Source organism: Streptomyces sp. NBC_01446, from assembly GCF_026340095.1.
Lineage (GTDB): Bacteria > Actinomycetota > Actinomycetes > Streptomycetales > Streptomycetaceae > Streptomyces > Streptomyces aureus.
In genome coordinates, this window is sequence record NZ_JAPEPO010000001.1 from 1,029,105 (window position 1) to 1,051,979 (window position 22,875).

The 22,875-nt window shown below is 67.1% G+C and carries 17 protein-coding genes and 2 pseudogenes; 17 read left to right on the plus strand and 2 right to left on the minus strand.

The annotated features are described in order from the left end of the window. The first annotated feature begins 38 nt into the window (after nucleotides 1–38). The 5 genes from OG456_RS04685 (at nucleotide 39) to OG456_RS04705 (ending at nucleotide 5,922) form a co-directional block, all read left to right on the plus strand. Nucleotides 39–2,222, plus strand: coding sequence for a thiamine pyrophosphate-dependent enzyme (locus tag OG456_RS04685; RefSeq protein ID WP_266557476.1), 2,184 nt, complete (start codon nucleotides 39–41; stop codon nucleotides 2,220–2,222). After that, nucleotides 2,222–3,532 (plus strand): dihydrolipoamide acetyltransferase family protein, encoded by a 1,311-nt coding sequence (locus OG456_RS04690; RefSeq protein WP_266557478.1) that lies wholly within the window; start codon nucleotides 2,222–2,224, stop codon nucleotides 3,530–3,532. Before OG456_RS04685 ends, OG456_RS04690 begins: the two co-directional genes overlap by 1 nt. 118 nt (nucleotides 3,533–3,650) lie before the next feature. After that, nucleotides 3,651–3,833 carry a hypothetical protein gene (locus tag OG456_RS04695; RefSeq protein ID WP_266557480.1) on the plus strand — a complete coding sequence of 61 codons (183 nt, stop codon included), beginning with the start codon at nucleotides 3,651–3,653 and terminating at the stop codon, nucleotides 3,831–3,833. Nucleotides 3,834–3,946: 113 nt separating this feature from the next. After that, on the plus strand, nucleotides 3,947–4,876 hold the full coding sequence (locus tag OG456_RS04700) for an SDR family NAD(P)-dependent oxidoreductase (RefSeq protein WP_266557482.1): 930 nt from the start codon (nucleotides 3,947–3,949) through the stop codon (nucleotides 4,874–4,876). 89 nt (nucleotides 4,877–4,965) lie between these two features. After that, on the plus strand, nucleotides 4,966–5,922 hold the full coding sequence (locus OG456_RS04705) for a zinc-binding dehydrogenase (RefSeq protein WP_266557484.1): 957 nt from the start codon (nucleotides 4,966–4,968) through the stop codon (nucleotides 5,920–5,922). Between the two features lie 8 nt (nucleotides 5,923–5,930). Here OG456_RS04705 and OG456_RS04710 read toward each other — a convergent pair whose 3' ends face one another. Next, a complete protein-coding gene (locus tag OG456_RS04710; protein WP_266557486.1) occupies nucleotides 5,931–7,121 on the minus strand; it encodes an IS110 family transposase in 1,191 nt (396 codons plus the stop codon). Nucleotides 7,122–7,494: 373 nt separating this feature from the next. Beyond that, entirely contained in the window at nucleotides 7,495–8,532 is a 1,038-nt protein-coding gene (locus tag OG456_RS04715) for an AraC family transcriptional regulator (protein WP_266557488.1), read from the minus strand. Between the two features lie 519 nt (nucleotides 8,533–9,051). On the opposite strand from OG456_RS04715, the gene OG456_RS04720 reads away from it, so the two are divergent. The 12 genes and pseudogenes from OG456_RS04720 (at nucleotide 9,052) to OG456_RS04775 (ending at nucleotide 22,845) form a co-directional block, all read left to right on the plus strand. Next, the gene (locus OG456_RS04720; protein ID WP_266557490.1) at nucleotides 9,052–10,236 is read left to right on the plus strand and encodes an LLM class flavin-dependent oxidoreductase; all 1,185 of its coding nucleotides are present in this window, start codon (nucleotides 9,052–9,054) and stop codon (nucleotides 10,234–10,236) included. A gap of 31 nt (nucleotides 10,237–10,267) precedes the next feature. Next, a complete protein-coding gene (locus OG456_RS04725) occupies nucleotides 10,268–11,158 on the plus strand; it encodes a riboflavin kinase (protein WP_266557492.1) in 891 nt (296 codons plus the stop codon). A gap of 488 nt (nucleotides 11,159–11,646) precedes the next feature. Further along, nucleotides 11,647–12,153: a flavin reductase family protein gene (locus OG456_RS04730; protein WP_266557494.1), complete on the plus strand. Its 507-nt coding sequence runs from the start codon at nucleotides 11,647–11,649 to the stop codon at nucleotides 12,151–12,153. Between the two features lie 588 nt (nucleotides 12,154–12,741). Further along, on the plus strand, nucleotides 12,742–13,956 hold the full coding sequence (locus OG456_RS04735; RefSeq protein WP_266557496.1) for an ISAs1 family transposase: 1,215 nt from the start codon (nucleotides 12,742–12,744) through the stop codon (nucleotides 13,954–13,956). Further along, nucleotides 13,953–15,530: an IS1182 family transposase gene (locus OG456_RS04740; protein WP_266557498.1), complete on the plus strand. Its 1,578-nt coding sequence runs from the start codon at nucleotides 13,953–13,955 to the stop codon at nucleotides 15,528–15,530. Before OG456_RS04735 ends, OG456_RS04740 begins: the two co-directional genes overlap by 4 nt. Nucleotides 15,531–15,647: 117 nt before the next feature. Then, nucleotides 15,648–16,880: an IS701 family transposase gene (locus OG456_RS04745; protein WP_266556846.1), complete on the plus strand. Its 1,233-nt coding sequence runs from the start codon at nucleotides 15,648–15,650 to the stop codon at nucleotides 16,878–16,880. After that, nucleotides 16,877–17,038, plus strand: a complete 162-nt coding sequence (locus OG456_RS04750; RefSeq protein WP_164324575.1) for a hypothetical protein — start codon at nucleotides 16,877–16,879, stop codon at nucleotides 17,036–17,038. The genes OG456_RS04745 and OG456_RS04750 overlap by 4 nt, the downstream gene beginning before the upstream one ends. Nucleotides 17,039–17,471: 433 nt before the next feature. Then, the gene (locus OG456_RS04755) at nucleotides 17,472–18,206 is read left to right on the plus strand and encodes an NADPH-dependent F420 reductase (RefSeq protein ID WP_266557500.1); all 735 of its coding nucleotides are present in this window, start codon (nucleotides 17,472–17,474) and stop codon (nucleotides 18,204–18,206) included. A gap of 306 nt (nucleotides 18,207–18,512) precedes the next feature. Continuing rightward, nucleotides 18,513–18,857 (plus strand): annotated as a pseudogene (locus OG456_RS04760) (IS5 family transposase); the annotation flags it as partial. 87 nt (nucleotides 18,858–18,944) lie between these two features. Beyond that, nucleotides 18,945–20,015 (plus strand): annotated as a pseudogene (locus OG456_RS04765) (integrase core domain-containing protein). Between the two features lie 103 nt (nucleotides 20,016–20,118). After that, nucleotides 20,119–21,519 (plus strand): IS1380 family transposase, encoded by a 1,401-nt coding sequence (locus tag OG456_RS04770; RefSeq protein WP_266557502.1) that lies wholly within the window; start codon nucleotides 20,119–20,121, stop codon nucleotides 21,517–21,519. Nucleotides 21,520–22,038: 519 nt separating this feature from the next. Beyond that, on the plus strand, nucleotides 22,039–22,845 hold the full coding sequence (locus OG456_RS04775) for an SDR family oxidoreductase (protein ID WP_266557504.1): 807 nt from the start codon (nucleotides 22,039–22,041) through the stop codon (nucleotides 22,843–22,845). Nucleotides 22,846–22,875 lie beyond the last annotated feature (30 nt).

The window sequence follows — 22,875 nt, forward strand, 5'->3', positions numbered from 1 at the left end:
GGACGACGCGCACGCCGGCGTGCGCTGAAGGGACGACCATGCCGAAGCATCGGCAACTGGACACGCAGACCCCGTGGGTCGAGCTGAGTACCACCCCCGCGGACTGGAAGCGTGCCGACCCCGCGCTCCTCGCGGGCGTGCTGGCCCAGCTGCACCTGATCCGCTCCTTCGAGGAGACCGTGCTCGAGCTCGCCGGCGAGGGGCTCGTCCACGGGCCTGCCCACTCGAGCATCGGCCAGGAGGGCGGAGCGGTCGGCTCGATCATCGGCCTGCGCTCGACGGACGCCGTCAACGGGTCCCACCGCGGGCACCACCAGTTCCTCGCGAAGGCGCTGACCCACGTGGGCGGTGTCCGCTCCGACCTCACCACCCTCGTCACGCCCGAGATCCGTGACGTCCTGCAGAAGACACTCGCCGAGATCCTCGGTCTCGCGCAGGGGTACTGCCGTGGGCGCGGTGGGTCGATGCACCTGCAGTGGTTCGAGGCAGGGGCGCTCGGCACCAACGCGATCGTGGGCGGCGGCGCCCCAATGGCCACCGGCAACGCGTGGGCGCAGAAGCATGCGGGAACCACCGACCTGACGATCAACTACTTCGGCGACGGAGCCGGCCAGATTGGCTCCGTGCTCGAGAGCATGAACCTCGCGGCCGTGTGGAAACTCCCCACCGGGTTCTTCATCGAGAACAATCTCTACGGCGTCTCCACGCACGTCTCCGAGATCACCGCCGACCCCCGCCTGTCGGTGCGCGGCCAAGGGTTCGGCGTGCCGGGCTGGCGCGTCGACGGCATGGACCCCCTCGCCGTGCACCTCGCGACGACCGAGGCCGCCGAACGGATGCGTGCAGGCGAGGGCCCGGCTGTCATCGAGGCCCAGGTGTACCGCTTCCTCCACCAGAACGGGCCCTATCCCGGCAGCGCCTTCGGCTACCGCACCAAGGAAGAGGAGGCGGCGTGGCGCGAGCGCGACCCGCTGCTGCGCGTCGCCACGGAGATGCAAGGCCTGGGCCTAGTGAGCCAGGCCCAGGTCGACTCGGTGCGCGATCAGGCACGGCAGGCGATGCGCGAAGTCACCGCACAGCTGCTCGAGGCCGACCCCGATGCCGACGGCAAGCGGCGCATCCGCCCCGAGCTGTGGCCCGAGCCGGGGTTCGTCGACGTGGGTCTGCGTGGTGACACCAGCGAGCTGGACGGCGCGCGCACGCTCGACCCGGCGACCACTCCGGTCGTCGGCAAGCGCGGCAAGTTCATCGACGCCGTCTCGGCCGTGATGGGCCGCCGCATGGAGCAGGACGACCGGATCGTCGTCATGGGCGAGGACGTGCACCGCCTCGGTGGTGGCACCAACGGAGCCACCAAAGGCCTGGCCGAGCGCTTCCCCGAGCGCGTCCTCCCCACCCCGATCAGCGAGAACGCCTTCGTCGGACTCGGGGGCGGCCTTGCCCTCGACGGTCGTTTCCGTCCCGTGGTCGAGTTCATGTACCCCGACTTCATGTGGGTCGCCGCCGACCAGGTTTTCAACCAGATCGGCAAGGCCCGCCACATGTTCGGCGGCGTCAACCCCGTGCCGCTCGTGCTGCGCACCAAGGTCGCGATGGGCTCCGGGTACGGCTCCCAGCACCTCATGGACCCCGCAGGCGTCTTCGCGACCAGCCCCGGCTGGCGGATCGTCGCACCGTCGACGGCCGCCGACTACGTCGGCCTGATGAACGCCGCACTAGCTCTGGAGGACCCGGTGCTCGTGATCGAGCACGTCGACCTGTACGCCCGGGCCGACGAGATCCCCGAAAACCTTGACTACCAACTGCCGTTCGGCAAGGCCGCACTGCGGCACGAGGGCTCCGACGTCACGATCATCAGCTACCTATCGATGGTCCACCACGTCCTGGAGTCGGTCGAGGAGACCGGTCTCGACGCCGACGTTGTCGACCTGCGCTGGCTCGACCGCGCCTCAGTCGACTGGGAGACCATCGAGACGTCGGTGCGGAAGACCAACGCCGTGCTGATCGTCGAGCAAGGTGCCAAGGGCACCTCGTACGGCGGGTGGCTCGCCGACGAACTCCACCGCCGCCTGTTCGACTGGCTCGACCAGCCCGTCCAGCGGGTCACCGGCTCGGAGGCCAGCCCCAGCATCTCCAAGGTGCTCGAGCGCGCCGCCATAGCCCGCACCGAAGAGGTCGTCGCGGGAATCGGGCAGGTCCGCGCCGGGATGGGGGGTGCCTGATGGCCACTATCGTGCGCATGCCCGAGGTGCTCGCCGACACCACCGAGGCCGCGATCACCACCTGGCTGGTCGCACTCGGCCAGGAGATCGCCATCGGCACAACCCTCGCCGAGATCGAGACCGACAAAGCGGTCGTCGAGTACGCCTCCGAGGTCGAGGGGACCGTACTGCACCTCTTCGCCGACGAGGGCGCCACCGTCACGGTCGGAGACCCGATCGTCGCGGTCGGCGCGCCGGGCGAGGCCGTGGAGGGGGTGCCCGGCGGGGCGACACCGGCCACCTCCTCCCCCGCAGCCACTGCCCCTGCCGCCCCCTCGACCGAGGCCTTGAGCGCCGTGCCCCAGTCCTGCTCCGCCGCCCGTGGGCCGGCCGAGCCCTCTGGCCGACGCTTCACCAGCCCGCTCGTGCGCAGGCTGGCGAAGGAGCACGACATCGACCTCGCCACGGTCACGGGGACGGGGCCGAACGGCCGTATCGTGCGCCGTGACATCGAGGGCGCGGTCCGCGAGGGACGCGATGTTCCCATGTCCCCGGCGGCGTCCGGCACCGAGCCTGCAGCGACTGCGTCGCCCGTCCCGGCACCGGCACCCGCCGCACCTGCGGCGCCGGCCTCTGGCGCCTCCGCCCCGGACGGCGTGGAGGAGGTCCCGCTGACCTCCATGCGGCGCGCGATCGCCCGCCGTCTCACTGAGAGCAAGACCTCGGTGCCGCACTTCTACCTCGTCGCGGACGCACGGGTCGACGAGCTGCTTGCCCTGCGCAAGCAGGTCAACGCGGTCGCCGACGTCAAGGTGTCGGTCAACGACTTCGTACTCAAGGCCGTCGCGGGAGTCCTGCGTGCGATCCCGGAGGCGAACGCCACCTGGGGCGAGACCGTCCTGTACCGCCACCTCACGGTCGACGTCGCGGTGGCCGTCGCGATCGAGGGCGGGCTCGTCACCCCCGTCGTACGCAACGTGGACCGGCTGGCCGTCAGCGAGATAGCGCTCACCGTGCGGGACCTCGCCGAGCGCGCCCGGGCCGGGCGCCTCAGGCAGCACGAGCTCGAGGGCTGCTCCTTCTCCGTGTCGAACCTCGGCATGTACGGAAGCCAGGAGTTCTCCGCGATCATCAACCCGCCGCAGGTGGGGATCCTAGCGGTCGGCGCGGTCCGACAAGTGCCCGTCGTGGACGACGGAGAGCTGGCCGTGGGCACGGTGATGACAGTGACGCTCTCGGCCGACCACCGCGTGATCGACGGCGCGCTCGCCGCACAGTGGCTCACGGCGTTCGTCGAGCGGATCGAAAACCCGATGCTGCTGCTGGTCTGAGAGGCCCGAACATGACTGAGCTCGACGGTCGGGACGCAGGGATGCGCCCAGCAGGTGCGACCCGCGCAGACCCCCGCCGGAGGAGCAGTACGGCGCGGCGTTCGAGGCTCCCCACGGCGTGCTCGACTCCGACGCGACGTCCGTCGTCGTCGGGGGCGGCCTCGAGTACAGCAAGGGCCGTTGGGAGACCCTGCCCATCATCGCCAAGCAGTTGACCTGGGACAGCACAAACGCAGGCAGCGCCGGCCGCGACAAGCGAGGAACCGCGGTCGCTGTGTGGCTGACAGACAAGGTCGAGTAGCTCTGCTGCAACCACGCCTACACCGACACGGTGGTGACCGATGCCCTCCGGCCGCACCGGCCCGAGCGACATGACACCCAGACCAGACCAGCTCAGACAAGGGAGTTTGAACCATGCCCAGCACGGGAGTCCTCCAGGGCAAGCACGTCCTCATAACCGGCGCAGGCCGCGGTCTCGGCGAGGCGTACGCGCGTGCGGCCGTCACCGAGGGGGCGCGCGTCGTCGTCTCGGACATCAACGCGGAGCCTGTCGAGGCGGTCGCCGCGTCGATCAACGAGGCGGGCGGCGAAGCGCTCGCGGTCGTCTCCGACGTCACCGACTGGGACAGCTGCGAGAAGCTCGTCGCAGCAGCTGTGGAGCGCTTTGGCAAGCTCGACGGCCTGGTGAACAACGCCGGTTACCTGAATCCTGCGGTCGCGGGCACCGAAACCGAGGCCGATATTCGCCGGCACATCGACATCGGCGTCTACGGGACCTACTTCATGTCGGTTCATGGGCTCGCCGCGATGCAGGGCAGCGGGTCCATCGTCAACGTAACCTCGGGCGCGCAGGTCGGTCTGCGGATGATGAGCGCGTACGCGGCGGCCAAGGGTGCGGTCGCCTCGCTCACGTACGCCTGGGCAAACGAGTTCGACGAGTTCGGCGGCCAGGGCGGGGACATCCGGGTCAATGCCATGGCCCCGCATGCCTCCACGCCCATGATGGACGCTGGTACGGCCGCTTACACGAAGTACTTCGGCGGGCAGGCGGTCGCGCCGCCGCCCGCGACGAACGCGCCCGTCGTTCTCTACTTGCTGTCCGACCTGAGCAAGGGTGTCAACGGTCAGGTCGTACGCCTCGCGAACGGGCGCGAGCTGCACCTGATGACCCATCCCCAGGTCCTGGACCGGCCGCTGACGCGCGACTCGTGGACCGTGCAGGACGTCGAGCGGGCCTTCGACGACATGTTCCGCGACCGCCTTCAGCCGTACGGCACCCTGACCAACACCGACGCGCGGCTTGTCGAGCCCGGAGTCGTCGTGTTCGACCCTGCAACCGCGTGATCGGACCACAAGGACCCGCGTCCGCGACAGCAAGTGGGAGCAATGCGCCGACCGTACGTGTCTCCCGCAGCAAAGGAGAAGTGAGACCAATGAAGTCATGGCGATTCCACGGAACCGGCCAGCCGCTGACCCTGGAAGAGGTACCGGACCCGCACGCGGGGCCGGGCGAGGTCGTCGTCGACGTCAAGTCCGCCGGCCTGTGCCACTCGGATGTCGGCGCGCTCGACGACCCACAGTGGATGAAGTCGTTCCCACGCATTCCGATGACGTTCGGGCACGAGAATGCCGGGGTGATCAGCGAGGTCGGCCCCGGAACGGAGGACTGGAAGGTCGGCGACCGCGTCGGGCTGGCACCCGTGATGCCCGACGGCGACGCCATCGGCTATGGCGCCTGGGACGGCGGCTACGGCCCCAAGATCCGGGCCACCAAGGCGAACCTGGTACGCCTGCCCGACGAGCTTTCCTTCGAGCTGGGCGCGATGGCGACCGACGCGGGCATCACCTCGTACCACGCCATGGTCACCGTCGGCGGCCTGAAGAAGGGCATGCGGGTCGGCGTGATCGGCCTGGGTGGGCTCGGCTACATCGGCGCGCGTGTCGCCGTCCTCAAGGGAGCCGAGGTCTACGCCGCCGACATCTCCCCGTCCTCACGGGAGCTCGCCGCCGAGATCGGGCTGGCGGGCGTCGCCGAGTCGATCATCGAGTTCGCCGACAAGGATCTGCCGCTGATCGTGGACTACGCGGGCTTCGGAACTACCACCGCTCAAGCGATGGAGACGCTGGGCAAGTCCGGGACGCTCGTGCAAGTCGGCCTCGGCCGCTTGCAGGCCACGGTGAACACCCAGGCCCTCATCTTCAAGCAGCTGCGTATCTTCGGCTCCCTCTCGGGCACCCAACAGGACCTGGCCGAGCTGTACGAACTCATGCGCAGCGGAGCACTCAACCCGCCGATCAACCGGATCGCACCGCACGAAATCCCGGAAGGTCTGGACCGCCTCCGCAAGGGCGGAGTCGTCGGCCGCATCGTTGCTGCCTACGATTCCTAATCTCGTTGTCAAGCTGCAGCCGTGACGGGCGGTATCGCCTCGTAGCACCGTCCGTCACGGAGCAAGGCCCACAAGACGTTCACGCGACGTCTGGCGAGGGCAAGGACGGCCTGGGTGTGTCGCTTGCCTTCGGCACGCTTGCGGTCATAGAAGCGCCTGGATTCGTCACAGCAGCGAATGCTGACCAACGCGGAGGTATAGAAGACGCGTTGGAGACCACGGCTATACCTCTTGGGCCGGTGCAGATTGCCGCTGATCTTGCCCGAGTCACGAGGAGCCGGAGCGACACCGGCGAACCCCGCGAGACGGTCAGGTGTGCCGAAGGGCGCCATGTCTCCGCCCGTGGCGACTACGAACTCGGCGCCAAGGAGAGGACCGATCCCGGGCATACTCGTGATCACCTCAGCGTGCTTGTGCTCGCGAAACCGGGCCTCGATGAGCTTGTCGACCCCGGCCACCTGCTCATTGAGACGCTTCACCTCCTTCGCGAGCGTGTCGACGAGTTGGGCCGTCGGCTTCTCGCCGGTCACGCTGGTGTACTGGCTGTCGGCGGCCGCCATGGCGGCCTGGGCGAGCTGGTCGGCGCCTCTGACTTTGCGGTTACGCAGCCACGTTTCCAGTCGGCGGGTGCCGGCCCTGCGGATGGCGGCTGGGGTCTGATATCCGGTGAGCAGGACCAGCGGGCCCGAGTTGGTAAGGTCCAAGGCCCGCTCCAGGGCTGGAAAGATGCTGGTGAGGTGGCCTCGCAGCCGGTTGATCACGCGAGTGCGGTCCTCGATGAGATCGCGCCGACGAACGGTGAGGATCTTGAGTTCGGCGACCAGTTCGTCGCCGGGCCGCAGCGGATGAAGATCCCGTCGAACCCGGGCCTGGTCGGCAATGATCGCCGCGTCCTTGGCATCGGTCTTGCCTGCACCCCGGTAGCCCTCGGAGGCCCGGTTGACGGCCATGCCGGGGATGTAGAGCGTGTGCTGGCCGTGGCCGAGCAACAGGTCGATCAGCAGGGCGGCCCCGCCGTCGGCCAGGTCGATTCCCCAGATGGCCTCATCGCTCAGCGCAAGCACGTCGGCCAGCAGCTGCAGGAGTTCCGGCTCGTCGTTGGCCACCCGTCTCGACAGGAGCCGTTTGCCGGTCTCGTCGATCACTACGCAGTGGTGATGGGCCTTCCCGGCATCGATGCCGGCCCAAATCGCTGTCACGCGCGCTCCAACCTCGTTCGTCTACCGCACCACAGACGACCTCGCTGGCGAGTCCCTACTCAGCGATCGGATCGCAATTCCTAATCAGCAGCCGAGTCGTCGCGGGGTGTCGGGCGGCGAATCGTAAGAAGCCACAGACGGCAGACCACTGAAAGCCACACCCGGCACCCCTGGGTGAGCCAACCCTACGAATGGCTCGCTCATCCCGATCAACAAGGTAGGGATCACTGAGGCCCCGGACGGTCGATCCTCCTCGCCGCCTGCGCGCGCGAACGGTACCCACAGAGGTGTCTCAGTATGGTCGGCCCCCGGCAGAAGCTGCCGGGGGCCGAGCGAGCGGACACACCAACAGTCACACGGCCAACCACTTCCGTTAGGAATTCTTGGCGCTGTACCGAGAAGCCTCCCTGAACGCCGTCGGAGGCATCCCCCTCCACCGTTTGAAGGCCATGGTGAAGCTGGCCGGATCCGTATAGCCCAGCTTGCGGGATATTTCCGATACGGAGTGATCTGTATTCGAGAGCAGATCGCAGGCCAGTTCACTCAAAGTCTCGTCTCGCACCCGGCCGAAGTCTTTGCCCGTGAGTTCAAGCTTGCGTTGCAGGGTACGTGGGGAGACTTGCAGCGCCGCGGCCACATTTGCCAATGTGCGGTAGAGATTGGGCGCGGCCCTTATGACTTTCGCGACAGTGTGGGGCCAGTCGCCAGTCGCCCTGAATGAGTCGATGATCTGGGTATCCGCTCTGACCCATGCCTCGTGCTGGAATGCGTTACCGAAGGGCAGTTCCTCCTTCGATGTAGCAGGGCTCCACCGCAGCCGCAACGCCTCTGCGCCACATTCGATTTCGCAGGAAACGTACGCCAAAGCCTCGGGCGATATTTCTGCGATAGGCACTTCGACCTGAGTAAAAGGGAAGGTGTCTCCGTACAGCCACGCGAGTGATCGGGTGCTGGCAAATAGATCACGGTACACGCTGAACGGGATCAACTCGTCCGGGGCGTCAGGATAGGCGTATTCAATTCCCACCACTGCCCCACCTGATGCTCGGAGAGGCCTGATTTCGAGGAGCCCAGGGGCATTGTCAGTTGCGCTGGCAACTTCCACCCACGCCTCAACGGTCGGGGCGGTCGCCAGGGCCATTCCGCGAACGCCGTAGGTACTCGTCGTGTAAGCACGCATTGCCCGCACCCAAAGATCGACGCGATCTCTTGTGAGAGCGACGAACTGAAGCTGGAATGCCAGCTCCTTCTTTGCAGGAATGGTGCTTCCCGGTCGATTCAGCGCGCCGGGGTCGATCTCGGCATTCGCGAGCGCGGTTCGCCAGTCGAGATCCGCTTCCTTGAGCAGCTGGCACAGCGCGTGCACACTGAAGTTCGGCACGCGCAGGTTCTGGTACGAGTTCAGCTTCATCGCTGGGCACTTTCGCCGCGGTGGGGAGCCGGCCGGCCAAGGGGGGCCGACGAAGCTGACACGGATGTCGTTCCACTGCATGGCATGTTCGCTGGAATGCCGGGGGGAACGGTCGGAGAATCCATCTCTCTCTCCTCTTCGTTGAGGCGATGGGGTGCCGCTCCGGAGGCGCCGCGGCGACAGGAGCACCGTCTGGCGTCGGAAGTAACGCCAGAAGCCTTACATCTCACGCCACCAACCGGCAAGTGGTGACACCTTGGCGCGTTTTCCTGCGTTGATGGCGTCCCTTGCCATGGTGGTCCGGTGCTGGCGCTCTTAGCGTCATTCATCAACGGGGCAGAGAAGCCGACGCAGCGACACCACAGGAGATCGGTGAGCACTCCCACCGTTCGAAGTCGCCCCTAGCGGCAGGGTCGACATCGCCGCTCGCGACCGCAGTAGTCGAATTCCTATTTACAGGAACCGATATGGGCCGGACGCCCTTCGGTATCCAGAGTCGCAACAGTATGGAGAAAACCCATGACGCAGAATATCGCACCACGCGACTTCGTGGCCGATCACACCGTCGCACGTTCTCAGCGCCCCATGATTGGCGGCCCAAACAGGTTCAAGGTCGCGGTTTTCGGCGCGAACGTGACGACCGGCCAGGGCGGTCTCAACCTCGCCGAGAACACGATCAAGCTCGGCAACTGGGGCGAGATCCAGGGTCTCGCGCAGAAGGCCGACCGGTACGGTGTCGACGGGTTCATCCCCATCGCCCGCTGGCAGGGACTCTCGGGCCCCGACCGCCCGTGGGGCCGACAGTACGAGACGTTCACGTGGGCAGCGGGTCTGGCAGCGGCGACGCAGAACATGCAGATCTTCGCCACCTGCCTCGTTCCTTTCATCCACCCGGTGATGGCGGCGAAGATGATGGCCACCGTCGACCACATCAGCGGCGGCCGCATGGGCCTGAACGCCACAGCCGGCTACTTCAAGCCCGAGTACCACATGTTCGGTGTCGAGGTGCCCGAGCACGACAAGCGCTATGAGCTGGCCGACGAGTGGATGACCATCGTCGAGCGACTCTGGGCAGTCGAAGACGACTACCAGTTCGACTTCGACGGGGACTTCTTCCACCTCCAGGGTGCCCAGTCGTGGCCCAAGCCTGTTCAGACGCCCGGGCCGATGGTGATGAGCGCGGGATCCAGCCCTGCCGGCCAGCAGTTCGCGTTCAAGCACGCCAACATCTTGTTCGCGGCGATCGGCAGCGTCGAGCACAGCCAGTCGGTGACACCCAAGCTGCGCGAGAACGCCGACGCGGCCGGGCGTGAGGACCTCGGCCTGTGGTCCGGTGTGCACATCATCTGCAAGGACACGGAGAAGGAAGCCAAGGAGTACCTCGAGTACATCGAGGAGAAGGGCGATTACGAGAGCGCCCTCCGCTACAAGCACATCATCCAGAACGGCGACGCCCGCGGGTGGAGCTGGGATCACTACAAGAAGTCCGAGGACCCGAAGCAGGACGAGACCATCAGGACGTTCTTCCGGGCCGGTCTCGTTCCGCTCGTCGGCACACCCGAGATGATCGTCGACGGGCTCCAGAAGCTGCACGACTCGGGCATCACGGGCATCTGCACCGGACTCGTCGACTACGACGAGGGTCTCGACCGGATGAACGAGCAGATCTTCCCGCTCATGCGCGACGCGGGTCTGCGCGCCTGACGTCCGACCATTCATGAAGGAATGAAGGCAGATGGCATTCCCTGATCCTCAACAGTTCAGGCTCGCCGTCACGGGACGAACCGAATCCGGCGATGCGGGCGGGATGTCGGCTTGGGGGCAGGCTATTTCGGATGCGGGGTGGCTCACCCCGCCCGAGGTCGTCCATCACGCGAAGCGCACGGTGTGCGCTGCAGACACCTCGATCTACTGCGGTGCCGACACCGGTTTCGGGGCGCCGATCAATATGCAACGTACGGTGGCCGACTTCATCAAGGCTGGTATCGCTGGCATCCACATCAAGGACCAGTGCGCCCCGAAGAAGTCGGGTGGTGTCGCCGGCAGGCCCAGCGTGACTACGACAACAACGACCTCGTCGGCGAACACTGCTGACGACGCGGCTCGTGAACTGATGTGGCCCCTGACCGCAGCGAGGAGGATCCCAGTGCGGCAGATGACTCGGCAGGTCCGTGCCCAGTACCTGGCCGCGAGCCGGCCGTCCGCGATCGAAAGCGTTCAGCCCCAAGACCAGGTTGTCACCGGCATCGTCCAACACGGCGATGCCCGCGGTCGATTGCTGGGATTTCCCACCGCCAACCTCACCATGGAGACCAGCGCTCACCTGGACGGTGTCTGGTCCGCCGTAGTCGTCACGGAGGATGACGGCCGACACTGGCCCGCTGCGGTCTCCGTCGGCCGGAGGACCACCTTCTACGGCCGCCACGGCCAACGACTCCTCGAAGCCCATCTTCTCGACGTGGAGATCGATCTGTACGACCGGCAAATATCGGTTCATCTCGTGACCCGCCTCCGCCCCCAGCGACGGTTTCGTGACGTCGAGGATCTTGTGGAGCAGCTGGCGACAGATGTTGAGGACGTCCGCAAGTGGGCGACATCAACTTCACCCGAAGCGGGTGCGCGATGACCGCGCGTCGGCCGCCGCCTCGGTGGGCAATTCTGCGCGTTGTGGACGCTGTTGAGGCGCAGCGTCGCGCAGGGCGCGCACGGATCGACGTCGGCCTGCTCGCACGACGCGTCGGACTCAGCCGAAGCATGACGTCCGCTTGCCTCTTCGCAGCAGATTCACGGCGCTCCCCGTCGACGTCTCCGCATCACGCGGTCGGCGTGACGAAGCCGAATTGACGATTACTCCGGCCCACTCGACATCGGCGGACGAGTTGCCGTCGGCCCCGGAGCAGGGCCAGGAATGGGCGGCGAACACGCCATGACGCTGGTGTCCCGCGGCGCGATGCCGACGGGCCGGCAATACCCGTAATCACAACGGAAGTTTCTTCAGCTCTGGCTCACCCAGAGCGTTGCAGTGTTCCCATCTCGGTCACATTGACGTGATCAAGCAAGCGACGGGGCGGACAGTGGGGTCCATGCATGTGCCCCGCGAAAGGAGGAGGACTTATGACCCGGTCCAAGGTGCGCACGTCCAGCGACGACCCGATGATCGTCCGAAACGCGTTCGCGCAGTTCCCGTCCGGCGTGGCGGTGCTCGCGGTCGACATCGGCGGCGCGAAGCACGCGCTCGTCGCGTCGTCTTTCATGGTGGGCGCGTCGCTCGAACCGTGCCTCGTCGCGGTCGCTGTGCAGAAGTCTTCTGAGACATGGGGCCTGATCAAGGCTGCCGACTCGCTCGGCGTATCCATATTCGGCAAAGGCCAGGGCGATCTGCTGCGCAAGCTCGCAAGCAAGGACCGTGCTGCCCGCTTCGAGCAGGTCGCGATCGAAGTCGGCGACGAAGGCGCCATCTTCATCGAAGACGCAGCGCTGTGGCTCGAGTGCTCGATCCATGAGGTTTCCGAGGCAGGCGACCACTGGATGGCCCTGCTCCAGGTGAAACAGCTCGGCGTCGGCCAGAACGAGCCGCTCGTTTGGCACGGCGCGAAGTTCCGGGAACTCATCGACGCGTAGTCGATCGACGTCAAGTAGCCGCAACGCACGGGCCGTCACAGCCGTGCCCCGTCGGCTCGTCCGGTAGGACGGAGGTCCAGGGAGGCGGTGGCGAGTTTGACCGGAGGCTGCATCCGTTTTACGCTCGACTCCATACGGAGACAGGCTCCGTTTTGTCGTGATCGCGGAAACGCAAGCAATGGGAGGGTGCATGAGCGCCGAGGGACGACAGAGGCGCAAGCCTCGTGCGGGCGTCCAGCGCAACCGTGCAGCCCTGCAAGCGGCGCAGCAGCACTTCCCGAGGGAAGGGATCGCCACCTCCGTGGATGCGGTGGCCAGGGAGGTGGGCGTCCGGCCCGCCGGGCGGACATCGCGCGGCTCGAGGACGCCTCCTAGAAGACTCATGAAGATCTTGGGTTCTGGCCCCGCCGCGTGAGCGGCGGGGCCAGACTGTTTGTTGTGGTGATGGGGGAATGGGCCGGGGAGACGATCAGGGCGGCTTCAAGTTCCGTGGTTGTGCTGGTTGTTGCTGTGAGGGGTGGGTAGCGGTGCAGGCGCGGGCTTCGTGATCATTAGGGTGTCTACGCCTCGTGATCATGAGAAGGTCCCGTGCCTGCTGCTGCATCCTCCCCGATCCCTGCCGTACTTGTGAAGCTGGGTCCGCTGGAACCCGGCCAGGTCGCTGATCTGCGCCCCTACTTCGACTCCATCCCCGACCCGCGCTCGCGGCGGGGCCGGTGGTACTCGCTGACGGCGATCTTGATGGTGTGTGCCTGTGCGGTCGTCTCGGGCGCCAGGAGCATCGACGAGCTCGCCGAATGGGGCGCCCGGGCCTCGGGTGGGCTGCTGGCCGCCCTCGGTGTACGCCGCCATGCACTGCGGTGGCGGCGTACACCGTCGCCGGCGACGATCGGGCGGGTGCTGATCGCCGTCGACGGCGATGCCCTGGACGCCGCGGTGGGCGCCTACCTCACCGACCGGCACCGCACCGTCGTGTCCACCGCGCACCGGCGGGCCATCGCGGTGGACGGCAAGACGCTCAAGGGCTCAGCGCGTTTGGACGTGACCCGCCGTCACCTGCTGTCGGCGGTCAGCCACACCACCGTCGTGACACTCGCGCAGGCCGAGGTCGGCGCGAAGACCAACGAAACCACGCACTTTAAGCCGCTGCTGGCACCGCTGGACCTGGCCGGCACTCTCGTCACCTTCGATGCGCTGCACTCGGTCAAGGCGAACATCACCTGGCTGGTCGAGACGAAGAAGGCCCACTACATCGCCGTGATCAAGACCAACCAGCCCACCGCCCACAGCCAGCTCGCCACGCTGCCGTGGCGTGACATCGCCGTCCAGCACACCCACTCCGAGGTCGGGCACGGCCGGCGCGAGTCCCGTTCGATCAAGACCTGCGGCATCGCGGACGAACTCGGTGGCATCGCCTTTCCGCACGCGAAGCTCGCCATCCGCGTCCACCGCCGCCGCCGGCCGACCGGCAGCCGCGAGAGTCGCGAGAGCGTCTACGCCGTGACCAGCCTCGAAGCCCACCAGACCAGCCCCGCGGACCTCGCCGCCGCGATTCGCGGGCACTGGGGAGTGGAAAACTCCAGCCACCACATCAGAGACGTCACCTTCGCCGAGGACGCCTCCACCGTCCACACCGGGGCCGCACCCCGAGCCATGGCCACCTTCCGCAACCTGGCCATCGGCGTGCTGAAGACCCTCGGCGCCGAGAACATCGCCAAAACCACCCGGGCGATCCGCGACGAACCACGACGGGCACTCCCGATCCTGGGCATCATCAACAACCAGGACACCCACGGAACTTGATCAAGCCCTGGGAGACGATCGGGCCGGATGTATGGGAGACCTGCCGGGATTTGATCCCGGCAGGGAGTGTGTTCGCGTTCCTGGCCGAGCATCGCAGCGCGCTGTTCGAAGCGGAGATGTTTGCGGACATGTACCCGTCGGCGAACGGGCGGCCGAGCATGCCGCCGCAGATCCTGGCCGCTTCGATCACGCTACAGGCCCTGCACGGGCTTTCGGACTTCGAGACGGTCCAGGAGCTGCGGTGCGACCTGCGGTGGAAGGCCGCCTGTGGACTGGGCCTTCATGACATGGCGTTCGATCCGTCGTTGCTGGCCTACTTCCGCCGCCGGCTGGCCCGTTCCGCCCGGCCGAACCGGGTATTCGAGGCTGTGCGTGAGGTCGTGAAGGCCACCGGTGTCCTCAAGGGCAAGCACCGCCGGGCGCTGGATTCCACTGTGCTGGACGACGCGGTGGCCACCCAGGACACCGTCACCCAGATCATCGCCGCCATCCGGGCGGTGATCCGGGAAGTCCCCGGGGCCGGCGAGGTGGCAGCCGTGCAGTGCACCGCGCACGACTACAACGACCCGGGCAAGCCGAGGATCGCCTGGAACGACGAGCAGGCCCGTGCCGACCTGGTCGACGCCCTGGTCGGTGACGCACTGCGGCTGCTGGGCCATCTGCCCGAGCAGCAGCTCGACGAGAAGGCCGCGAACGCGGTCGGCATCCTGGCCCTGGTCGCAGGTCAGGACGTGGAGCCCGCCGAGGACTCCGACGGCCGCGACGGGCGCTGGCGCATCACCCAGGGCACCGCACCAAACCGGATGGTCTCCACTGTCGACCCCGAAGCCCGGCACGTGCACAAGACCCGCACCCACCAACAGGATGGCTTCAAGGCCCACCTCGCCATGGAGCCCGAGACCGGGTTATACACCGCCGTCGCCCTGCGGCCCGGAGCCGGTCCCGAGCACCACGAGGCGATGGTCGGAATCGACCTGCTCACCGACGAGGACGAGCCCGTTGACGCCTTCGGTGACACCGCCTACTCCACCGGCGACGCCCGCCACAGCCTCGAAACTGCCGGTCACCGGCTGTTCCTCAAACCCGCACCACTGCGGCCCGCCGTCCCTGGCGGCTTCACCCTCGACGACTTCATCATCGACACCGGCGCCGCCACCGTGACCTGCCCCGCCGGACACACCGTCCCTTTATCCGCTCCCGCCGGGCAGCACCACCAGCGCAAAGCCTCGTTCAAGGACGTGTGCGCCGGATGCCCCCTTCGTGAGCGGTGCACCAAGGCCAAGGCCGGGCGGATCCTGACCATCCGTCCGCACCACGACCTGCTCGCCGCCGCTCGCCACCAGACCGCCACCGATCCCGACTGGCAGGCTGACTACCGGCGCTGGAGACCACCAGTCGAACGCGCCGTCGCCTGGCTCGTCCACCACAACAACCGCAAACTCCGCTACCGCGGCACCATCAAGAACGACGCCTGGCTCCACACCCGAGCAGCCGCCCTCAACCTCCGCCGACTGATCAACCTCGGACTCACCCGAACCAACGGAACCTGGCACCTCACCCCGGTCAATACATAGCCGGAGGGGCCGCCCGGCCTGCGGCCGGACAACCCCTCAGCAAGATCTTCATGAGTCTTCTAGTACTACAGCCGGTGGTTCACGTGACGTGACGATGGTTGGCTCGTTGCTCCGTTCGTGGGGTTGAAACTGTCGCTTGGTGTGGTGCGGACGGACGAGCTGGCCGAGGGCCAAGTGCGGGAGCTTGAGGGGGAGCTGGAGGCGTTGTGTGCCTCGGTAGACGATGTGTTTGCGCGTCCGGCCTCCCGGGAGAACCTGCGGGCGATGGTGCGTGGGCTGCTGAGCGAGGTGCCGCGCAAGAACCTGTGGCAGCTCGCGGAGGCGGCCGGCCACCCCAACCCGGACCGGCTGCAGGGCTTTTTGGCCAAGGCCGCGTGGGATGCGGACGAACTGCGCGACCGGGTCCGCGCCGTCGCGGTCGACGCCCTGGCCGACGACGACGCGGTGCTGATCGCGGACGAGACCGGCGACATCAAGAAGGGCACCAAGACCGCCGGTGTCCAGCGGCAGTACACCGGAACTGCGGGCAGGGTCGAGAATGCCCAGGTCAGCGTGCACCTGTCGTACGGATCCCGCCGGGGTCGCACTCTGATCGACGCCGAGCTCTACCTCGGCAGGAACTGGGCCGGCACCACCGTGGAGCACGAACGCCGCTGCGCCGAGCAGGGCATCCCGCCCGAACGCGCGAGCGCGGTGGTCACCAAACCGGAGCTGGCCCGGCGGATGCTGGAGCGCGCGCTGGCGGCCTCGGTGCCGTTCACCTACTTCCTGGCCGACGAGGCATACGGGCAGTGCCGGGCGCTGCGCGCCTGGCTGGAGGAACACCACGTCCGCTACGTGCTCGCCGTCCCGAAAGATGAGGTGCTGCCGCTGCCCGACGGGCGCACCCGGCAGGCCCGCGAGCTGTGGGCGCTGGTACCCGAGGACGCCTTCGAGCGCCGGCCCTGCGCGGACGGCGCCAAGGGCCCGCGCGAGTACGACTGGGCCACCGTCCAACTCGCCACCACTGAAGGGGACTTCGAGCGGCATCTGCTGATCCGCCGCTCGATCGTGCCCAACAAGAAGGACAAGAAGACCGGCGAACTCGTCCGGGAGATCGCCTACTTCCTGTGCCACACCCACCTGGACACAACCCTGGCCGAGATGGTCGTCGCCGCCGGACAGCGCTGGATGGTGGAGGAGTCGTTCCAGGTCGCCAAGGGACAGGTGGGGCTGGACGAGCACGAGGTACGCAAATGGTGCTCGTGGTACCGGCACACCACCGTGTGCATGCTCGCCATGGCCTTCCTCGTCACCGTCCGGAGCCGGCTCATACCCGCCCCACCGATGACTCCCGACCCCCGACCGTGAACGAGATCCGCCGCCTGTACGACCGGATCGTCCTCGCTCCCGCCCGCACCGCCCGGACCTGGCTGGCCATGCACTGGCACCGCTGGCGCACCCGCCACCAGACCCGAGCCCGAACCAGCCACTACCGCACCCGAACCGCCCGCGCTCACTCACCGTAAGACCACCGGCTGTAGTACTAGGCGTTGTGACAGCGGCTGCGGGCGATGGAGGAGTATTCAGCGCCTTCAGCGGACTGCCGGAACCGCTCACGCTCCCCTGCGGCGACCTCATCGTCACCACCGAAGAGTGCCTGCGGGCCACTCACCTTGCGGGCCACGCTAGGCAGTCAGTAAAGGGCACGCCCTCTCCCTCGCGGCGATCTCCACCGCCTGGCTCAATGAGACCCGAGCCCCCGACGAGGAATCACTCGACCGTCTGCGTGGACCCACCAAGAGCGGATACCGCGAACAGGACAACGCGGAGTAGGTCACCGGCCGCCTTCTTCACAGACGGCTGTCGGCGCCCTCAAGAGCGCCGGAGATTCCCCCCGCGGAGCCGTCCATGACAATCCGCCACTCCCCGGGACTGGCACAACTCTGAAAGAGATAAATAGTGAAAATTGGCATTATTGGAGCCGGGTCGATCGGGACGACGTTGGCGCGGAGGTTCAGCGCCGGCGGACACGACGTTGCGGTCGCCAATTCTCGGGGACCCGAGACGATCGGTGCCGAGGCACTGGAATTCGGGGCGCATGCGGTGACCTCGGCCGACACCGTCAAGGACAAGGACGTCATCGTTCTGTCCATCCCGTTCGCGCGAATCCCGGCGGTGGCTCCGCTGTTCGCCTCCGTACCCGACCAGACCGTAGTCATCGACACCTCGAACTACTTTCCCCACCGGGACGGCGCCATCGAGGCGGTGGACAACGGCCAGGTGGAAAGCCTGTGGGTCACCGAGCAGCTGGGGCGGCCCGTGGTCAAGGCGTGGAACGCCGTACTGTCACAAACGCTCGAGCTCATGGACGCTCCCGCGGGCACCCCGGACCGCATCGCGCTGCCGGTCGCGGCAGACACGGAGGAGGCGCGGCGCGTGGGCATGCGTCTGGTGGACGAATCCGGATTCGACCCCTTCGACGCCGGCACTCTGGCCGACTCCTGGCGCCAGCAGCCGATGATGCCCGCCTACTGCACCGAACTGGACTTGCGGGACCTGGAGAAGGCCCTCAACGCGGCCGACCGGGACGCGGCCCCGCGCGTCCGGGACCGCATGCTGGAGCGCGTCCTCGAGTTCACCTCCACGCCCACGCGGGAGCAGCTCCTCGAACTGAACCGCTCCGCCCACCGCTGAGCACACGGGCCGCGGCCCGCGCCACATCCCCTCCTTCCCCGCAAGAAACCCCGTCCGCCAGCTCAACTGCGCCGCACGGGATCGAGAACCATACGAAAAGTCGCTCTCTCCACCACCGCCATGTACTTCAGCGACCTCACGCGGGCCAGGCACTCGCCCTGGCAGCCCCTGTCCACCTGCTCCCGGGTCAGCCCTGCGCCGCTCCGGAGACGATGTGTACCGTCCACGGCTGGGTGTTGCTGTTACTGGCTCTAACAAAAGCTGTTGATCATGTGACTGTTGGCTTGTCGGGTCGTTGGTCTGTTCATGGGGAAACGTCAGTCGCGGCCGTGGATCGTGTCGGACGAACTGTGGTCGCTCATCGAACCGTTACTACCCAAGCCGGGCCCGAAACTGGTCGAGGGCCGACCGCGGGTACCGGACCGGCAAGCGTTCTGCGGGATCCTGTTCGTCCTGCACACCGGCATCCAATGGGAGTACCTGCCCCAGGAGTTGGGCTTCGGATCAGGCATGACCTGCTGGCGGCGCCTGGCTGCCTGGAACGAGGCCGGCGTGTGGGACCAGCTCCACGCGGTGCTGCTGAAGGAACTGCGGTCGAAGAACCAGCTGGACTGGTCTCGGGCGGTGATCGACTCTTCCCACGTTCGGGCGGCCCGGCGGGTGTGGGGCTCGTAAAGTCATCGCTGCAGGTGGGAGCCTACGTGCCAGGCCCTCCGCGGTGGCTGGGATGCTGCGCGTGTGATCATCTCGATGCTGTACCGGGCCACCCGGGCGCTGCTGTCCATACCCGCGGTCCTGCTGCGCCGGGACACGGCCAAGGACGCCGAACTGCTGGTGCTGCAGCACGAAAACTCGGTGTTGCGACGACAACTCAACGGTCCGGTCCGCTACGAGCCCGCGGACCGGTTCTGGCTGGCCGCGCTGTCGTCGCTGATACCGCGCCGCTGCTGGAGCAGCGTCTTCGCGGTCACGCCGGGGACGCTACTGGCCTGGCACCGCAGGCTGATCGCCAAGGAGTGGGACTACTCCGACCGACGCCGACGCACCGGGCGTCCACCCACGGCGGCCGCGCTCAAGAAGCTGGTGCTGCGCCTGGCGCAGGAGAATCCGCGGTGGGGCCACCGGCGGATCCAGGGCGAACTGGCCCGACTGGGGCACCCGATCGCGCCGTCCACGGTCTGGGAGATCCTGCACAAGGCCGGCATCGACCCCGCCCCGCGCCGCACCGGCCCGAGCTGGCGCGAGTTCCTCACCGCGCAGGCCGAGGGGATCATCGCGGCGGACTTCTTCCACGTCGACACGATCACCGGCAGCCGGCTGTACGCGCTGGCGTTCCTCGAACACGGCACCCGCAGACTCCACATCACCGGCGTCACCGCCCACCCCACCGCACAGTGAGCGACCCAGCAGGCGCGCAATCTCGCCGATGACCTGGGCAGCCGCGTCGAGTCGCTGCGCTTCGTGCTCCGCGACCGCGACAGCAAGTACACCGGCTCCTTCGACGCCGTCTTCGAAGCCGAAGGCATGGACGTGCTGCTCAGCGCACCCCAGGCACCGCGCATGAACGCCCACTGCGAGCGCGTGATCGGCACGATCCGCCGCGAGGCACTCGACCACGTTCTGCTCCTGAACGAGGCCCACGCCCGGCAGGTCCTCGCCGAGTACCAGGACCACTACAACAGACATCGGCCGCACCGATCCCGCGATCAACGACCGCCCGAGGCCCAGGAACAGCCAGCAGTCCTGGATGGTTTCGAGCCCCGCAAGCTCTTGCGCACCCGGATCCTCAGCCCGGATCCACCGGCTTGATGTCTGTGGATGACTCTCGGGGAAACGAGAAAGTGCCTTGTGACCTGCGATGATGGGGTTTCTCTAGGACCACATCAGGCACGATCGACAAGGCACTTCCGAGATGCAATCTTCCCATGCCGCCGCGAAGGTCTCCGCACGGTTCGATGATCCGAATCTGGTCGGGTACGGCGGACTGGAGCCGGTGGTGCGCCTGGCCGAGCGGTGCGGACTGCCCGCGCTGGCCAGCGAACACGTCCGGTTGCCGGTCTCGAAGGACGGCACGGGTGCCTTCCCCGCGGCGAAGCTGATGTCGCTGGTGGGCGGCATGGTCGCGGGCGCGGACAGCATCGATGACATGGACCGGCTGCGGCACGGCGCTCTGCCGCGCCTGTTCGCCGGGGTGCGGGCGCCGTCCACGCTGGGCTCGTTCCTGCGTTCCTTCACTCACGGGCACGTGAAGCAACTGCACGCGGTGGCAGGGAGGTTCCTGCCCGAACTGGCCGCGCACACCGGGCTGCTGTCCGGCGCCGAATCGGTCGCCCATGTGGACATCGATGACACGATCCGCCGCACCTACGGCTACGCCAAGCAGGGGGCGGGTTACGGATACAGCAAGGTCAAGGGCCTCAACGCGCTGCTCGGGATCGTCTCCACACCCCTGTCCGCCCCCGTGATCGCCGCCACCCGTCTGCGCAAGGGCCCGACCAACTCCGCACGCGGGGCCGCCGCCTTCGTCGCCGAGACCATCCGCACGTCCCGCGCCAGCGGCGCTACCGGACTGCTCCTCGTGCGGGCCGACTCCGCGTTCTACGGCGCCGACGTCATCGGCGCCTGCCGGGCCCTGGATGCCCGCTTCTCCGTCACGGTGCGGATGAACGCCTCGATCAAGGCCGCGATTGCGGGCATCGACGAAGCCGCATGGAAAGCGGTCAAGTACCCGAAGGCGGTGTGGGACGAAGAGGGGCAGTGCTGGATCTCGGACGCGGAGATAGCCGAGGCCACCTACACCGCCTTCACCTCCAAGCCGAAGAATCAGCAGGTCACCGCCCGCCTGATCGTGCGCCGCGTCAAGCGCCTCAACCCCGGGGCGATCCCCGAGGGGCAGGGCACGCTTTTCGACACCTGGCGCTATCACGGCGCGTTCACCAACTCTCCGCTCTCCCTGGCCGCTGCCGAGCGTGATCACAGGCGTCACGCAGTCGTGGAACAGGTGATCGCGGATGTGAAGAACGGCCCGTTCGCGCACGCCCCCTCCGGGCACTTCCAGGCGAACGCAGCCTGGCTCGCCCTGGCCGCCCTCGCGCACAACCTGACCCGCGCCGCCGGCACCCTGGCATCCGCCTTCCACGCCAAGGCGACCACCGGCACAATCCGCGACCACCTGATCAACGTGCCTGCTCGGCTGGCACGTTCGGCCCGCCGCCTTACTCTCCACCTGCCCCAACGCTGGCCCTGGCGGGACGACTTCACCCAGCTCTTCGACCTCGCACACGCGCCACCACCCGCCGTCGACAAGCCTTGACCACCCCGCCCGCAAGGGCCTGAGACCTCCGAGCATGTGGAAAAGCTGGGCAGACCAGCGGGCACCCCATGCCCGAATCCGCAGCTCGGCCTCGGACCGCCCCCGAACCACCCGAAACGATCACTCCAAAATCAAGCCGGTGGATCCGGGCTCAGCGGACCAATCAACGAGTACCGACATGCCGCTTGAACTGCAGCGATGACTTTTCGAGCCCCACACGGTCCTAGAAAAACCCCATCATCGCAGGTCGCAAGGAACTTCTTCGTTTCTGGGTGAACCATCCACGGGCATCAAGCCGGGGTGATCCGGACTCAGCGCACCAGGGAAGGGGGGTTCTGACAGTACCTGTATCACCAGGGTCTCCCCGACGTTCCAAACGCCTGTCAACCTGGTTGAGTCGAAAGCGCCGACAACACTCCATGAAAACGCACTGCAGCTTTACCATCATCATTCAATTCAGCTGCCCCGAATACGCGACCGTGTCGGCGCATTCTTTTACGACAGAAGGGACGGAGACCAATGGCGGAGAACCAGTTCACCACTCACACAGAACTTTTCGACCTGAGGGGAAAGTACGCCCTTGTCACTGGCGGCACCAGAGGCATTGGGATGATGATAGCGCGCGGCCTTCTCCAGGCGGGCGCCCGCGTCGTCATCAGCTCACGCAACGCAGACACGTGCGCGGAGGCACAGCGTCTACTGTCCGAATTCGGCGACGTGCGAGCAATCCCCGCCGACCTGTCCAGGCACGACGAGTGTCAGCGCCTCGCTGATCTTGTCCAGGCCGACTCGGAACGCCTGGACATCCTTGTCAACAACGCGGGAGCGATGCGGCGCGAGCCGCTGGCGACGTTCCCGGACGAGGCCTGGGATGCAGTGCTCGACCTCAACCTCAAGTCGCCGTTCTGGCTGGTGCAGGCACTGCTCCCGGCACTTCGTAAGGCGGGCACCGCCGATGATCCCGCACGGATCATCAACATCGGCAGCATCGCCGCCATCCACGTCGCCCCGTCGCCCAACTACTCGTACGCCAGCAGCAAAGCGGCACTCCATCAACTCACCAGGGTACTTGCCAGGGAGCTGGGCCCACAGCACGTCACGGTGAACGCGGTAGCACCGGGAGTGTTCCCGTCGCAGATGATGGACTCCACGCTCGATGCCATCGGCGACACGATCGCGGCGTCGGCCCCTCTGCGCCGGCTCGGCCGCGACGACGACATGGCGGGTGCCGCCGTGTTTCTCGCCAGCCGGGCTGGGTCCTACCTCACGGGCGCCATCATCCCGGTGGACGGCGGTACCGCAACGACCGCATCGGGTATCAATTAGACTGCGGGACGGGCTTACGGTGAGGAGATA